Below are 15,745 nucleotides of genomic sequence, written 5' to 3'. Positions count from 1 at the left end.
TAGAGAGGTTGCATCAATGACTGAAGGATCAAATGAAATCGAAGAAATAAACAAAAAAACCAAAGTAGATTATTCCAAAATTATTCAAAATATAGGTTCTAATCTCAAGAATTTTGATAAATTGTCAAAAATAATTGACTATTCCATCGAGGAAGTAATGCCAAAGCTTTTTGGGAAAAATATTGAAAAGGCCTATGAAAACTCGAAGAAGCAAATTGACTACTTCATGCGCCACTTAATCTAATACTAGCATTTAATTCTAATTCAACGGCAATTCAAGCATTTTTGGTCTCAGAATTATAAAAGTGAATCATTTACATGCTAAAGCATATATCTTCGGGGGTAACATCATCATAGACCATGTTTTTAAGCCAATAGCCCAATAAAAACTTTTTCTCCATTATTTTTATCTCTGCGAACTTTTTATAAGGATTAAATCCGATTTTTAATAGTGAAGACGCTTGTATTCGGAAATGCTGCTGTTGGGAAAACTTCATTACTGAAATCAACCTGTGAAGGCTATACATTTTTGCAACTGATAAACATCCCACCTACTAGAGGAATTAGCAGAGAAAACTATCTCTTTCGGGGATTGCTTGAAATCAATGCATGGGATTCTGGCGGGCAAGATAAATATCTTAAACGATATTTTTCTGAAAACCAACGAGAAAGTTTATTTTCTGAAGTATCAATTCCCATATTCATGGAGGATTGTTCAGAATTGCACCCAGAACAAGCAAAGCTCTTCAAACAATTTGTAGAAAATATTGTCGAATTATCTCCCCAAGTTAAACGGATTTATGTTTTGATGAATAAAACTGATGTTGAAGGAGCAGATCCGAACAAGCTGTTTGAATTATTGCGGTTGGAAATTGACCCAAAATATCTCCACTTATTAGAATTCACCCCCGTTTCTGTGAAACATGGCACGGCTCAACATCGATTGATTGAAATTCTTGATAATGCTTTGGAAAATTCTGTTCTTGAACTCCAGAAAAGGAAAAATATTCGGGAAATGTTAGAATCCATAAAAGCGGACATTAATTGTGAATTGATCTTGTTAAACCGTCCAGATGGATTAATCACTACATCAACATTAGGGGATATTCCTGCAGATCCTTTAAAATACATCCCATTGGATATCGCACTGATGGAATCAAATATTGATTCGATCTTTGAATCAATTCAAGAAGCCTTCCAGCAATCTAAGCAGGAACATATGTATTTGGATTCCTATATTTTTACCACAGAAACTCGATTTATTATTCTCAAAGAAATCAATGATTATGGGATGCTAATTGTCATAAGTCCAGATAAAAACAATAATATATTTCCGACACTTTTTGGATCTTCACAAGTGGTATCTGATAAGTTGAAAGAATTAGAGGAAATGATAAAACATCGTTAGAAGAGAATAAGTAAAGAAAAAAGGTTGTTAGAAGAAAAAGGGTTACAACTTACGGATTAATTTTTTCTTCTTTGTTTTTTGATCTGATTTTGGAGCGTCTTCTTGCACTTCTTCTTCAACTTCATCTGAGGTTGTCATTACGTCATCATCTGTTGTGGAATTATCATCACTTGAGGTTTTCTTTGCAACACTAGGTTTGATAATAGAATAACTAATACCTAAAGCAATAGCACCCCCGAGAATAAAAGCTGCAACAGAGATTAACCAAGTAATAGGTTGAATCGTTTCACCTTCTACGATTTCAAATGTATTACCTTCATCAAATTTATCGAAAGCACCTAAATCATCATAAACATAAACCCATGCTGTGAAAGTTCCTAAGGACAAATCAACTGTCCGGATGGATAAACTTGTAGTCGAACCTTCGTATGGGACAATATAACTTATAGTTTCTTCCGCATTTGTAGTGGTATCGACATAAATAATATCCACTTTAATATAGTCAATTCCATCTTCAACATCAGTAACATTGAAAGTGAAAGTAATGATATCTCCTTCAGTGAAAGTCTTTTGTTCAGATGGAGTTTTTTCATTAATTTGATACTCAGAAATTTCAGGAGCATTATTTAATACGGTTACTGCTTGTGTGAATTCGGAGTAAACAGAAGTATCTCCTTCTTGGTAAACTCTCATTGTTAATAAAGTATATCCAGTAGAGATATCGGCGTTAAAAGTGATATTTTTGGTAAAATTCCATCCAGCTTCATTTAAGGCTATGGTAGTATAGAGTCCAGGGAAAATTGATTCTCCAGTAAAAGCATCCTTGGCAGAAATGGATAGAAGCAAATCTTCACTTCCGCTATCATAATCAGCATCACTGACATTAACTTTCAATAACATTACGGAATCTCGTAAAACTGAAATTGCACCAGTTTGTTCAACGCCATCGATTTCAAAGAGATAAGCATCAATAACTGGAGTATTATCTAACACAGTTATTGGATATTCTACGGTGGTTACATTATCTTCTGAATCCCAGCAGGTTGCATTGATGTAGTAGGCACCAGTATTAATGTCGGATGGGATGGTATAATCATAATCTAATTTTGGTTCATCACCTTTCGCTCGAATTGGGTCCACAAGAGCATTTGTAGAATCATAAAATCCAACTGCCCACTCTAAATCGCCCATTGAATCTTCAACATCAAAAGGAGTCAAAAGCATATTGATTTCATCACCACGAAACACTTCAGTAGCGTTTAATTGTACACCAATATTTGGATGATTGTTTTTAATTTCAAAGAAAGCATCCAAAGTTAAAGTGGCTGCATTAAGAACTGTTTCATCGGCTATGTTTACTTTGAGAATTGTAATATTTGCTTGACCAACTGGAGTGGTTACTGCAGGTGTATAAGTTCCGCTCCATATGTTAGATGCGTTATTCAAGGTTACGTTCAATTCTGATCCATTGGATAATGTAATATTGGCATAATACTTGAAAGTAATTGGAAGAGAGGAATTATGATCTTCATCAGTAAACGAAATTGAAACAGTTTCAATTGCCCGATTTACTTCATCCTTATCAATAGAAACATTCCAGTTTGATAGATTACCATCAGCAGAGTAAATTGATTGAGTTAAACCAAGATTAGATAAATTGTTGGTAGAAGTTAAATCCACCATAAAAAATCCTGCTAACATCAAACTAAATACTAATATTGTTTTTGTATTAATTTTTGTCATTTAAATCACCATTTAACTTAATCGTTTTTTATTTTCCATTGCTAAGTGTTTCAAAATCACGATTCCTAAGGCAGGAATCAACACTGGCAAGACGTATCCAAGAAGAATACTGCCCATTGACAATTTCACTTGGGTTTCTACATATTCTTCATAAATGAGATTTCCATCAGAATCTACAATTTTAATCGTGAAACCTTGAGTACCCATTTTGTAAGGATTCAAAAATTTATTACCAAATGCGATATCAATGGTATTTTCACCGGAAATCAAACTTTCATTGTACTCTTCTCCATCAACAGAGATTATTATATCTGTGGCAGAAGAAAGATGATTGATAACTTCCAAGGTAGCCACACTTTCTCTTCCTTGATAAGAGTTTTCTGGAGCATTGAAGGAAATAAATTCAACCATATTTTTAACTGAGACAGTGAGTTCTTCAGATTTGACTAGATCCCCAACAGAAGCACGATTTATTTCCAATTCGAAATCAATGGTGCCATAAGGAGCGTCTTCACTAATGGAGACATTGATTTTCATTGATGAAACACCTGCACCGACAGTATGTGTAATTGTTGTGAAACTAACATAATCTCCAGTAACAGAAATTTTTACATCAATTGATGGATCAACGAGATTCTGGAAACGAATTTCAATTTCTAAGTCTTCACCCTTGAACGCTTTTGAACTTGTACTAATTTCTTGAATCACGATTGGAGCAGAGATTGTGAAAGCAACATCTTTAGATAAAATCTTATCATCCCCATCAAAAGCTTCGATTGTTAAAGAAGAAGCACCTACTTCTGCGTTTGTTAATGTTTGAACATCAAAAACCAAAGAGGTAGAAGTTTCATTTAGGACTTCTTGATTTATGAGGGTTTGATTTTGTATAGTCGTTCCATTTATTTGAACCGTAAGATCCATAGGATCTACTCGAGTACTCTCAATAGTTAAATTCAATTCTGTTTGTTCTCCTGCATAAAGAGAATCCGATTCTAAAACGAGGGAGTCAGTTTCTAATCCGGAGATTATTTCAAATTTAATATCTGCAAATTGAGTTTCAATACCAGAAAAATTAGCCATGACAGACACAGTGTAAATTCCAGTGTTTAAACTTGAAATATCATAGATTAATGAAGTTTCACCTGTAATATTTTCGTTGAAAGTAACATTGTAAAGCAAGGTGTTATCATCTCCACGTACGGAATAATAGAAAGTGGAGTTCAAAATAAATGCTAATCCATCGTAATCAGGTAAATCAAAATAGAATTGACCCGTAATGTTAAGACCTACATTTTCAGCTTTGAGCAATTGGGCACCATCTTCTAGATCACTAGAATTTAGTTGTAAGGACAGGACGGATTGACTTGCCAAGGAATCAAGAGCGTTCAAAGAACGATATAAATATGCATGAGTCCCCAGATTTTTCACTTTAATTGTAGTTGCATCCCAAGGACGAGCCGATTTATAATAGTTCCCATTCGTTCCATCTAAGAATAAATCTTGAACTGCATTATACATGCTCAGTAAATGGTTATAATAGGTCATGTTTCCAGTTACTTCAAATAAGCGTTGGATTGCCATCATCATTATAGCGTTTGCTTTCAAATCAATGACTACATCAGTTTCAGCGACATCATTAATACCTACGGTTTCCCATGTATTCAAGAATAATGAATTTGTAGATGAATTAGTCATGGTTGAGTTAATTTTTTGATAAATTTCTTCAGCCATTTCAATACCTTTTGCTCTAGCATCAGTGGATGTATTAATTAAATCATACTCAATTAATGCCATAATTGCATAAGCTTGGGTGGTTAAGTCTCGATCAGCATTTAAATTTGTTCCATCTTCATCTAGAGCAATATCATATTCATTTTGTTCTTTGAAACCAGTTGCAGTGGAAGTTGATCGATACATAATATCCTGTGCTTTTATTGAAGCAGAATCATAAATGTTCAACTGATCTAATTTCATCCCAATTAGAGCGGCTAAAAATTGATCTTTGTAATACTTTTGGCTATCAGAAGTACTGTGGTTAAATAGATTGACGGAATCGGTCTCATCATAAAACACAGAATTCAATGCATCCCATTGATCAGAAATAATACTTTCAACTTGTGCGGATTCAATATCGCCATTCTCAATCGCGGTTATAAGAGAGAGAATTAATTGAGCGTTTCCCATGAAATCTTTGACTGTGGAATTTTCAGAATAGCCATCAGTCACAAAAGAATAATATCCATCTTCGGTGGAATTTTGAAATCCATAATCACCTAAGCGATTATAATAATCGATAATGTTTTCACCATCTTCTGCAACGAATCCAAAGAGACTATCAAGAAAAACAGCAAAATCTTCTAAATAGTGATTAGTATCATCTATGTTTGAACCAGCTTCATTTGATTCTCCATAATATAAGGGATAATTTGGATCATTGGGGGATTCACGGAGAGTAGCATTATCGATAAGGTCATTTTCTAACCAATTTACTATTGGGGAGGTGTTCTCCAAAAAGGGTAACTTTGTGAGATCGTAACCCCCTTGATCGAGGGGAATAGTTGTTTCTTCCAGAAAGGATGCTTCATTTTGGTTTTTGTCGAAATTTATTGGTGACTGAACCAGAAGTACCGATTGAAAAATGAGAATTCCAAGAAAGATTCCTAAAATTCCGAATTTTAAGTTATTGCGCAACGACGTAATACTCATTCTAATTTCATACCTACATTAATTTCAAACTATATATCTGATACATTCAAGCAAGAAATTAATAAAAAATTTCTAGAGCGAAAAGTTGAACAATTGAATAAAAACACCATGAAACTCAAAAAAATCTTGCTTTGGATGATGTAATTTCTCCTTGTATTGCAATTTTTGACCCACATTTTTTACAAGTATTATTTTCCGTTAAATTCTTATTACTGATGGAATATCCATGTCTATGAATAATTATTTCCCCACAAGAAGGACAAATGGAATGATTTCCACGTTTTGAATTAATGTTCCCTAAAAAAACATTTTGGAGTCCTTCTTTTTTTGCGATCTCGTAATATTGCTCCAAAATATTCGAGGAAGTCGAGGGTTCATTCATTCTATACATTGGTCGATAGGCTGAAAAGTGCATGGGTACTTCAGATCCAAGTTTGTTAATGACCCATTGAATTAATTCTCGTATTTCTGATTCCTTATCATTCTGATTAGGAATGATTAGAGTAGTTAGTTCAACATGCACCCCATTTTTATAAAAAAATTCTGCAGTTTCTAATACTGGCTTAATCGAGGGTATACCTACAATTTCTTTATAAAATTTATCAGAAAATGCCTTTATGTCAATATTTGCCCCATCGATGAATTTAATATAATCTCGGTTGGCTTCGGAACTACTATAACCGTTGGTTACTAGTATGTTTTTGATCCCTTCCCTTTTTGCTAAAATGGATGTGTCCTTGATGAATTCATACCAAATAGTTGGCTCGTTATAGGTATAAGCAATCGATCTCGATTTGGATCGTTTTACGTTAGATACAACTTGTTCTGGTGTCATCTTTGTGAGGGGGAAAGATCTCGCCCCAAAATTTGTTTGATCTTTTTGCTTAAATTGAGCAAATTCTCCGTTGGAGTCTGGATGAGATTGCGATATTTCCCAATTTTGGCAATGTTGACAGCGAAAACTGCAACCTATTGTTGCGATAGAGTAGGCATCTGAACCAGGCCAAAAATGATAGAGAGGTTTCTTTTCTACAGGATCAATACTTCCGGTGGAAATGCATGACCCATAAATTAAAGTGTATAATTTTCCTTCAATATTTTCGCGAGTATTGCAAAAACCTCTTTTTCCAGGAGAAATCACACAATAATGAGAACAAACTTTACATCTAACTTTCTTGTCTTTCAGATCTCCAACTGATTCCCACAACTCAGCAATTTTTTTAATATTTGACTCCCCCGAATAATGAAAGAAAAATAACCAATATAACTGTTTTGTTTATTGGTTTTGGTCAAATTGAGCTTCTTCCAAAGCTTTTTGACCCTCTTTTACTAATTCTTCGATAGTATATCCAAGCGAGAGTAAAGCCAACCGCATGGCTTCAACATGTTGCTTATAATCTTTCTCAACATTGATGTACACAGCCAATTTAAAGGCTTGTAAGTATGTGTTTTTTGCTTTCTCAATTTCCCTAAGTTTCAGATATGTTTCTGCTAAAAATCCTTCGGCTAGAAACATTTTTTCCAGATCTCCAGCATGATAGCCAATATTGAATGCCGGTTTGAAAAATGTTATTGCTGCAGAAAAATCTTCCATTAGTTGAGAAATTACACCTAAATCGATTAAAGTTTTAAATTTCCTTTGTGGCAAATCCATTTGTGTCCAAAATTCGAGAGCTTTCTTTTTCAGCTCAAGTAACATATCAAATCTTTTGAGTTTTTCGTAATGTTCTAACAAAATTTGAATAGTAATTGCAAATTGATTTTCATCTTGCAAAGATATAGCCATCCTAAGCCCTTCTAGTATATATTCAGAAGCTTTCAACTCGTCTTGATTTCGTAATAAAATTATTCCTAAATTTTGAAGGCATGCAATCCGCTCATTTAGAAAATTGGTGCCTTTCCAATATTCATATGCATCTTCATTATACTTTTGCGATAGAGCATATTCACCCAATTCTAAAAATAAGGAACCCAAAGTTCCTTGAGTAGTCGCAATTTTAAAATCATCGTTTAATTTTTCATATTCCCCAAGAGCGAGAAGAAAATATTTCTTAGCATCTTGTGATTGATTATCTTTCCATAAAAGAACACCCAGACTGGAAGCAATAGTGGCTCTTTCTTCAATAACTTTGATATTTTCTTGCTTTTCGTAGGTTTTTTTAAGTTCTATAATTCCTTCTCGTATTGCTTTTTGAATATCGATCTCTGATTTCTTTTCCATATTTAACAAAAGTACTAGTTAATTAAATCAAAAAAATTTTGGTTTTATTACCAGAGACCTTCCTTCAATTTACTAAAGGATCGAATTTTGATTTTTTTGAGATTACCTTTAAATCGAAATTCGACGATTTGCTTAAGTAATTTCATTTCAGACTTGGATATCGTATTTCCATACTCTTGTGAAATTTTCTGATTTAAATCTTCTTCAAAAATTTCATCTTTCTTGATTATGTTGACAATAAATTGGGACTTGTTAAATAAAAGTTCCAATTCCTGTTTTAGGATCATTGCTTGTAGCGAATCATCTAGGATTTCTAAAGATTCTTGGATAAGATGTTTTTCAATATCTAAAGAAATATCTGACCATGGAGTGTTAGCAATAACTCCTTGAGGGTTAACAACCAAGGCATTGGAAATCTTAGCCTTTTTATATTCGGATTCTAAAATATGTGATATTGTAATATTATCACTTGGATGTTGAGATGGGATAAAACTATTCAGAAGATTTGTAATTTGATTTGATTGATTGGTATCATGTTCAGTTCGAAGAAAAATAATGTGACAATTTAACATCAAAGCATGAAGACATGAGCTAACTGCATAATCACCATATTTTTTTAATAGATCTTTCAAGAACACTTGATCATTTTTGCCAGTTTTTATTATCTTTGATAGATCTATTGCTAAATCCACCATTTCATACGCTCTGACCCTAGGAGGCTTTCCTTTCATTTTTCCAACAAAAATAATAAATTCATGTTCACAACATATATCTGCGTGAATTTGTACTTTAATTGTTCCCATTTTCTTGTTTTCAAAAAGATATGAAGGGATTTTTACAATTTTTGTTTTTTTGCACTCGGGTATGGGGCAAGTAACTTCAACTTCAAATTCTTGACTTGGAGCAGTCATTTACACAATTTGATCCATTTTTACACTATTAAAAGATTTTGGTGAAGTTCCACTTTTGATATTTCAAGGCAAAAGCCTCTAAAGATCTAAACTACTATTTGTACATGCGAATATGTCGATCCGTTTACCCTTCAATATTGAACATCGATCTCATCAAGAAATATCATTTGAAGAATCAATTGCATTAAATTTTGCTCAACTTATTGATCGAATGAATCCTGATGAGACTTTAATGAAAATGACTCAAATTCTTTGGCCAGTTATATTCATCCAAGCAGAACCAAATTTTAAGTTGATGATTGATAAAGTGGGAGTTAGTAAATTGAATATGAACATAAATAATGCTCCAAAAACAGCCCAAATTGGTCATGTTCTTCGAAATTCAAAAATGGATAATTTTGCAAAACTAGAAACTGTTAAAAATATTATTGAATTCAAAGAGAGGATTTTTCTTGAAAATGAACTCGATACTGAAAGTGATAATAACCATTCAGAAGAAATTCTCTCTCAAGAGATTAATGGATTATTTGATCCAGATCTTTTGAAAGGTATTGGTAAAATAGTTCCAAAGTTGACTAATTTTAATTCAAATGATTTTTCATGTTTAGAAAATATTTATACTTTTGATGATTCAATAAATTTTGGACAAGAATGGATAGAAACTTTGCGAATGGTCCGTGGAATTAGAGATAGGTGGAAATCTTTAAAGGATATGATTGAAAAACCAATGTCTCGATGGAAAGTTGATCTTTTAGTTCAAAAAAAGGATATTCAAGAAATTTATCAAAGTAAATTAGATAAAGCTCACCAAATTGATGAAACTGATATTCAAAAAACATTAGATAAAGCGAAAGATAATGTGGATGTCTGGATTCTCCAAGAACAAAAAAATATTATTGAAAAAATTGGGAAAATGTTTAAAGGTATCGATCTGGTCTTTGAGGATATTCATAAGCGAAATAGTTATTTTCTGCAAACCGATATACTTAAAGCAAAAAATTCAGTTGGAACCGTAGTAGTTAAAGCATATCAGAATGTTGCCCATATTCGGACAGCTCTAGAAGAATCAGAAACCCAACTAGATAACATATCATCGAAAATTAACAAGATTAGGAAAGATTTGGAGAACACAAACTTATCCGCGGAAGAACGAATTCACTTATTGAACTCTGAACTAATAGATCGCCAACAAAACCAGAAAAATAAATTACAAGTGTTGAAAAATGAACGGAATCAAAAAATAGAGGAAATTCAAACAACATTAGATAATCTCTCAAATATTTTTCTTGAAATTACTAATATTATTGATGACAAAATAAAAAGATGCAAATTTGATGAAATAAAATTGCGTAATTGGCAAATAGATGATAATATTACACATTTAACCAATCCCACAATGAATATTTATGTTCCAATCGGTATAGCTATATTTGAAGACGAGGAGGAAGATGAACGTATAGAAATAATCTTCCCATCTGAATACACTTTTTCTAATTTAGAACGAATCCCCCTCACTCCCGAGTATATTGCCTTTGAAAAAGAAGTTTCGAAGATATTAGACATTAATATGCAATTAAGAAGCAATTTTGAATTTTGTTGTGAGCGAGCTCCTGTTTATAAAAATGAGATCAAAAAAGGTTTTGATATGTTGGAAAAAAAAGGAACTTTAAATTCCTCAAAAAAAGAACACTATCTTCAATTTTTATTAAATTTGACCTAATGATATTAGTATTTCAAGTCTGATAATACGGAAGATATTATTTCGTCTTGACTCACAAGGGCTCGTTTTTTAAGTAAAGCAATAACTCGATCTTTCAATTCCTTTTTTTCATATTTTACTATACGTTTTAGAGCAAGAGCGATACTTTGTTGCAAAACAAGAGGAGTTTCTTCTGTTAAATAGAAGAGAAGTTTTGGAACAAGTAGATTTACTTCAATTTTGCTCGAAAGAGAGACAACTCCAGAAATCATTCCTTTCCTAACGGATTCATCTGTATCTTGCAGGAGTTTTAAAATTTCAGGGAAAAATTTGTCAAAATCTTGGACCGCGGTAAGACCAAGTAACTTTGCAAAGCCTTTTCGAAAATTAACATCATCAGAACTTGAATTTAAAGCTAAAATTTCATCGATCGTCAAAACGGTATTACGTTTTTCTGTGATTGAGGTGATTACTTCCAATCCTTTTAATCTTGTCCACTTTTCTTTTTCATAAAGCATCTTTTTAATTTCATTAATCACAGTTTCATTTTCAACTTTTTCTCCAAAATGTGCTATTGAATCCGCTGCAGCATTTTTTACAGGCCATTCTGGGTCATTCAAACCTTTCATCAGAAATTTGATAGATTTTTGGGGATCGACTGATCCCATAATTTCAATAAGTTCCATTGACAATTCACGGATATTTGGATCTTTATCCTTAGTCAAATCTTTGATCAAATCAAATTTTATGAGCGATGGTGATTTTTGTGCAAGAGTTATATACATTTTGACAATGGCAAGTTTTACAGTTGAATTTGACTTAACAAAAGTATTTTTTATTTGTGAGAAATTTGCTTTAATAACTTCGAAAGCAGTTGAGGAGATATTTCCAATACAAGGACTCATCTCTTTTTTCATTTTTGAGGAAGATTCATTTATCCACAATGAAATAAATTTATCAGCAGGGATATCTTCAGGATGTAATTCAGATATTGCGTTAAGTACAGTTGCACAATTAAGTCTTATATGTTCTTCCGGGGATTCTAACTTGGTCATTATAATAGGAATAACTCTTTTCCAATATTTAGCTGAAATTCGAATTATAGTATCTGAGATTTTTCCTCTACGAATGTAACTTTCTGTTTCTTGCTCTACAATCAATTTCAAAGTAACCGTCTTTGGATCTTGATACCCCATTGCAACAAGAGTTTGTTGAGAGATTTTTTTGATTTTTGTATCTTCGTTTCTTAGAAATGTAATTAAAACAGGAAAGACTTTCGCTGGGGCTTGTTTCCATATATAACCTAAGATTGTTAGCAAGGATTCCTGAATATCTGAAGGAGAATCAGATAGGATGCGCAAAATATATTCAGGTTTTATCCCAAGGGGCTTCTCTTTCAGATATGAAACTATACCTGCAACGGCTGCTTTCCTTATTTTTTCATTGTTATCTACCAAGGAAGTTTTAAAGGGTTGAAGCGGAATTTTATTCGAATCAAAATCACCTATTTTGCCTAGAGCATTCATAGCAGCAATTTTTACATCATTATTAGGACTTTCAAGCATTTCTATTAATTTTGGAATAGTTGCTGAAGACAAATCATCTCCAGTTATTTGACTCGATATACTGGCGGCAATACTTCGTATTTTTGGAACAGGATGTTCTAAACGACTAGCAAAGATGGAGGCATCAAGGTCTTTAGAATAGTGACTCAAAAATTCTAAAGATTCAGCTTCAATTTCATAATCTGCATCTTCTAAGAGAGGAATTATTTGTGAAATTTGATCAGAACTTGGAAAGATTTCTTTTATATCAGCATAAGAACTTCGATAATATACATTTACGAAAGATAAGGCCGCTTTCCTCAATTTATAATTCGGGTGTGTTAACAATGTATAAAATTTATTGATCTTTATGAAGGGAATAATATTTTCTCCATGAGAAATTAAACTTTCAAGAATAATTTGAACTTTATCAAAATTTGAGGATTCAATATTTTCATAAATAATTGGAAGCGTTTTTTTGGGGTGATTTTGAAGTAATTGGTTAAAAATCAACTTACCGGTTTGTTGGGCGTAAATATTACTGGGATCACACATGGCATCCAGTAAAGGATCTTTAAAAATATCTTGGGTCAGATTATAGCCATATTTTATTGGAATTCTATCATACATAGTCAATAAGATTTGATTGGCATATTTTCGTTGTTCAGAATTCTTATATCGACACATGTTAAATGGAGGGATAGGATTAAACTTATCGGCTGCAGCGGTGACTACACCTTCCAAGGCATCATTATAGAGTTTATGGTCTTTCTGAATAAAGAAGAAAAATGAAATAATAACGAATAACCCTACTTCTTCAATGGATCCAATTAAATTTAACTTTGAATGATTGAGGATAGCCCTACCAGGAATTCTAGCTTCATATAAGACGGATGTGAATTCCCACTGCTTAAACATACTCTCAAAAACTCTTGTTCCATTATATGTGATAAAAATATTAATTAATACATTTATGCCTATTGCAGCAATTAAAAACCCAGAAAAGAAAATCGATTGAGCCGAAACTTTGACTTTTCGTTTCCAGTACCTAGTGAAATACGCAGAAATAGCGAATACAAGTGCTATGGGAATGGACCAATCAAAATTAATTAGTGGTGCTTTTTCAATGTAATTTATACTAAAATGACTTAGTGTGCTGTAGCTTTTGTATAGCTCATAGACGTAGATATAGTTTAAGACAAAAAAAATAATGTAAAAAAATGGATTTCTCCAAAATTCTTTGAGAGCTCGATTACTGTTATCAAAATGTAGAAAGGTTGATCGTTCTAAATGAGCAATATGTGAATAATACAGAGCATGACCTACAGAAAATCCCAATGAGGCATAATATACAATCATCGACATCGGAAATAATAATGCCCAACTGATCCAAGCTACTACTAACTCAACGCCGCTAAGAACCATTATTAAAATTGGAGTTGGGATACAAAATATGTACAGCAGTAAAGCTATTATATATGATGTGGGTTTCTTGAATTTTTTAATCAGGTTTTCAAATAATTTTTGGGTAGGTGTTACGGACAAATCATTCGCAGAATGTGCCATGAATAGAAATTCTAAAAGAGGGTAAAGTGTAATAAAAATTAGGCAAAAGAACATCGGGATGAAAATGAAAAAAGCTTGTCCTTGATTAGGCCCATTTACTGTATTATTAAGGACAAATGTGGCCATCATAGTAATTATTATAGTAATGCCACTTCCGAAAAAGAAAGCAAAAACAATGCATTTTAGAGTATCTTTATATGACCAAATTTCTTTTTTGACAATTTTAACCTGTGAGGACATTAAGAAATAACCAGCAACAATTGTTCCGATATATACAATTGTTAAGAATATAAGCAATGAATATGATACTTCAATACCTTGACTATTTTTTACACTAAAAACTTGAAAAAACTCTTTGAGACCCATTTCACATTAAACTTAGCTGAACTGCCTTTAGAAATTTTGTTTTTAAATGTCAATCTGCTATTAGAGAAATTTATAATGATTTTTCGAATAATTAAATCATGGGAATATCTTCCAATTTTGCATCAAATTCCATTTGTGCTCAGCTTCTTCGCGAAGAAAATGAATTTAGTCATGAAAAAGTGGATACCCTGTGCATGAAAGATTTTCCACATTCGATAAACCATTTGGGAAAACGCATCGGACCTTTTAAAGTAGGACATCCATATCCTTTAGATCATTATGTTGCTAAAATTCTGGTGAAAAAAGGGTATCTACGTTTTGATGATGAAAAACTATTGAATCGAAAGAGCATCCAAAAAATAAATTTTCAGGAATCCACAAATCCTGAATTAGGAAAAATCGAGGATCATAGTTATGTTTATACTCAAGCCCATGAGCAATTAAAAATAATAAATGAAATGTACGAACAAGGAAAAGCCCCTAGACAAGATTTCAAGCAATTTTATAGTGATTTGAATGATTTGATCCGTGTTAGATTAGCGAAAATTAATCGTCTTGCTACACAACCTCAAAATGTTCAATCAAAAAAGGTTTTAACATCCGAAGAAATCATCTTATTTGATGAAATCTCAAAAAATATCAATGAGTGGCGCGAACACTTGGGAAAAGTTAAATCATCCTTTAAATCTTAATAAACGAGATTCTCTACAAACTTTAAAGATCCCGAGAATTCAAGCGAAACACCACTTTTTTAACGTATTTTTTTTAAACAAGACTAGCGGGGAAAAAATATGAAAAATAAGTTAGAATTTGTAAAAGGTATTTTGTGTGATATTGCAGGAACTGTTGAATTCAAAAAAAAACCAATTGAGGGAGCAATCGATACAATTCAATTCCTAAAAGATAAGGGAATTAGGATTGTTTTCTTAACAAACACAGATAGTCGAACTCCACGGGCAATGTATGATCTCTTGAAAAATTACGGCTTTGGAGTGAAGAAAGAAGATATATTTACCCCAATTGTTGCAATTAAGGAATATTTGAAGAGTTGTCCAGAGAAAAAAGTATTTTTTTTAACAACAAAAGAAGTTAAAAAAGAATTTTCAGAAGCAAATGAAGTTTCTGATGGAGAACAACCAGATATTGTTGTCATGGGTGATTTTTCGGATGATTGGAGAGTAGAGAAATTGGATCAAGTCTTTAAATATGTCTATAATGGTGCAATGTTAATAGGAACACAAGGTAATAGGTATTTCTTAAATAAAGCCGGGGAACCTTGCATTGATACTGGAGCTTTTGTCCGTATGATTGCAAATGCAACTCAAAAAGATTTTAAAATCATGGGAAAACCGAGTGAAGATTATTTCCATTTTGCTCTCTCTAAAATTGGATTAAGTCCAGATGAAGTAATTATTGTTGGAGATGATCTCGAATCAGACAATCCCGGAGGATTAAATTCAAAAATTCGCAGTATTTTGGTCAGAACAGGGAAAGGGAGAGATTATAATAAATTAGCGAGTGATATAATCCCTTACTTGACGATAAATTCGATAAAAGATTTAAAAAAAATGATGGAATGAG

General features: G+C 32.5%; 11 protein-coding genes. 5 read left to right on the top strand and 6 right to left on the bottom strand.

Annotated elements, in window-relative coordinates; translation table 11 throughout:
* The first annotated feature begins 16 nt into the window (after positions 1–16).
* A complete protein-coding gene (locus NEF87_RS14550; protein WP_371802124.1) occupies positions 17–244 on the top strand; it encodes a hypothetical protein in 228 nt (75 codons plus the stop codon).
* Between the two features lie 207 nt (positions 245–451).
* Positions 452–1,408: an ADP-ribosylation factor-like protein gene (locus NEF87_RS14545; protein WP_457916381.1), complete on the top strand. Its 957-nt coding sequence runs from the start codon at positions 452–454 to the stop codon at positions 1,406–1,408.
* Positions 1,409–1,450: 42 nt separating this feature from the next.
* On the opposite strand, the gene NEF87_RS14540 is transcribed toward NEF87_RS14545, so the two are convergent.
* The 5 genes from NEF87_RS14540 to NEF87_RS14520 form a co-directional block, all read right to left on the bottom strand.
* A complete protein-coding gene (locus NEF87_RS14540) occupies positions 1,451–3,151 on the bottom strand; it encodes a hypothetical protein (protein WP_457916380.1) in 1,701 nt (566 codons plus the stop codon).
* Between the two features lie 12 nt (positions 3,152–3,163).
* Complete coding sequence (locus NEF87_RS14535; RefSeq protein WP_457916379.1) at positions 3,164–5,857, bottom strand: hypothetical protein; 2,694 nt, start codon at positions 5,855–5,857, stop codon at positions 3,164–3,166.
* Positions 5,858–5,972: 115 nt separating this feature from the next.
* Positions 5,973–7,064, bottom strand: coding sequence for an AmmeMemoRadiSam system radical SAM enzyme (amrS, locus tag NEF87_RS14530; protein WP_457916378.1), 1,092 nt, complete (start codon positions 7,062–7,064; stop codon positions 5,973–5,975).
* Positions 7,065–7,133: 69 nt separating this feature from the next.
* On the bottom strand, positions 7,134–8,078 hold the full coding sequence (locus NEF87_RS14525) for a tetratricopeptide repeat protein (protein WP_457916377.1): 945 nt from the start codon (positions 8,076–8,078) through the stop codon (positions 7,134–7,136).
* Positions 8,079–8,125: 47 nt separating this feature from the next.
* The gene (locus tag NEF87_RS14520) at positions 8,126–8,989 is read right to left on the bottom strand and encodes a hypothetical protein (RefSeq protein ID WP_457916376.1); all 864 of its coding nucleotides are present in this window, start codon (positions 8,987–8,989) and stop codon (positions 8,126–8,128) included.
* Positions 8,990–9,101: 112 nt separating this feature from the next.
* Here NEF87_RS14520 and NEF87_RS14515 point away from each other — a divergent pair, with 112 nt between their 5' ends.
* Positions 9,102–10,709: a hypothetical protein gene (locus NEF87_RS14515; protein WP_457916375.1), complete on the top strand. Its 1,608-nt coding sequence runs from the start codon at positions 9,102–9,104 to the stop codon at positions 10,707–10,709.
* A gap of 5 nt (positions 10,710–10,714) precedes the next feature.
* Here NEF87_RS14515 and NEF87_RS14510 read toward each other — a convergent pair whose 3' ends face one another.
* Positions 10,715–14,164, bottom strand: a complete 3,450-nt coding sequence (locus tag NEF87_RS14510; protein ID WP_457916374.1) for a hypothetical protein — start codon at positions 14,162–14,164, stop codon at positions 10,715–10,717.
* Between the two features lie 98 nt (positions 14,165–14,262).
* On the opposite strand from NEF87_RS14510, the gene NEF87_RS14505 reads away from it, so the two are divergent.
* Positions 14,263–14,856 carry a DNA replication complex GINS family protein gene (locus NEF87_RS14505; protein WP_371802115.1) on the top strand — a complete coding sequence of 198 codons (594 nt, stop codon included), beginning with the start codon at positions 14,263–14,265 and terminating at the stop codon, positions 14,854–14,856.
* 99 nt (positions 14,857–14,955) lie between these two features.
* The gene (locus NEF87_RS14500; protein ID WP_457916373.1) at positions 14,956–15,744 is read left to right on the top strand and encodes an HAD-IIA family hydrolase; all 789 of its coding nucleotides are present in this window, start codon (positions 14,956–14,958) and stop codon (positions 15,742–15,744) included.
* Position 15,745: the final 1 nt, after the last annotated feature.

It is taken from the genome of Candidatus Lokiarchaeum ossiferum (assembly GCA_025839675.1).
Classification (GTDB): Archaea; Asgardarchaeota; Lokiarchaeia; order Sigyniarchaeales; family Promethearchaeaceae; genus Lokiarchaeum; species Lokiarchaeum ossiferum.
This window is presented reverse-complemented; position numbering and strand designations above follow the sequence as displayed.

Bases quoted from the DNA above. Each gene is read 5' to 3' on its own strand.
- NEF87_RS14550 (WP_371802124.1), top strand. From the start codon at position 17: ATGACTGAAGGATCAAATGAAATCGAAGAAATAAACAAAAAAACCAAA.
- NEF87_RS14540 (WP_457916380.1), bottom strand. From the start codon at position 3,151: ATGACAAAAATTAATACAAAAACAATATTAGTATTTAGTTTGATGTTA.
- NEF87_RS14535 (WP_457916379.1), bottom strand. From the start codon at position 5,857: ATGAGTATTACGTCGTTGCGCAATAACTTAAAATTCGGAATTTTAGGA.
- NEF87_RS14525 (WP_457916377.1), bottom strand. From the start codon at position 8,078: ATGGAAAAGAAATCAGAGATCGATATTCAAAAAGCAATACGAGAAGGA.
- NEF87_RS14520 (WP_457916376.1), bottom strand. From the start codon at position 8,989: ATGACTGCTCCAAGTCAAGAATTTGAAGTTGAAGTTACTTGCCCCATA.
- NEF87_RS14515 (WP_457916375.1), top strand. From the start codon at position 9,102: ATGTCGATCCGTTTACCCTTCAATATTGAACATCGATCTCATCAAGAA.
- NEF87_RS14510 (WP_457916374.1), bottom strand. From the start codon at position 14,164: ATGGGTCTCAAAGAGTTTTTTCAAGTTTTTAGTGTAAAAAATAGTCAA.
- NEF87_RS14505 (WP_371802115.1), top strand. From the start codon at position 14,263: ATGGGAATATCTTCCAATTTTGCATCAAATTCCATTTGTGCTCAGCTT.
- NEF87_RS14500 (WP_457916373.1), top strand. From the start codon at position 14,956: ATGAAAAATAAGTTAGAATTTGTAAAAGGTATTTTGTGTGATATTGCA.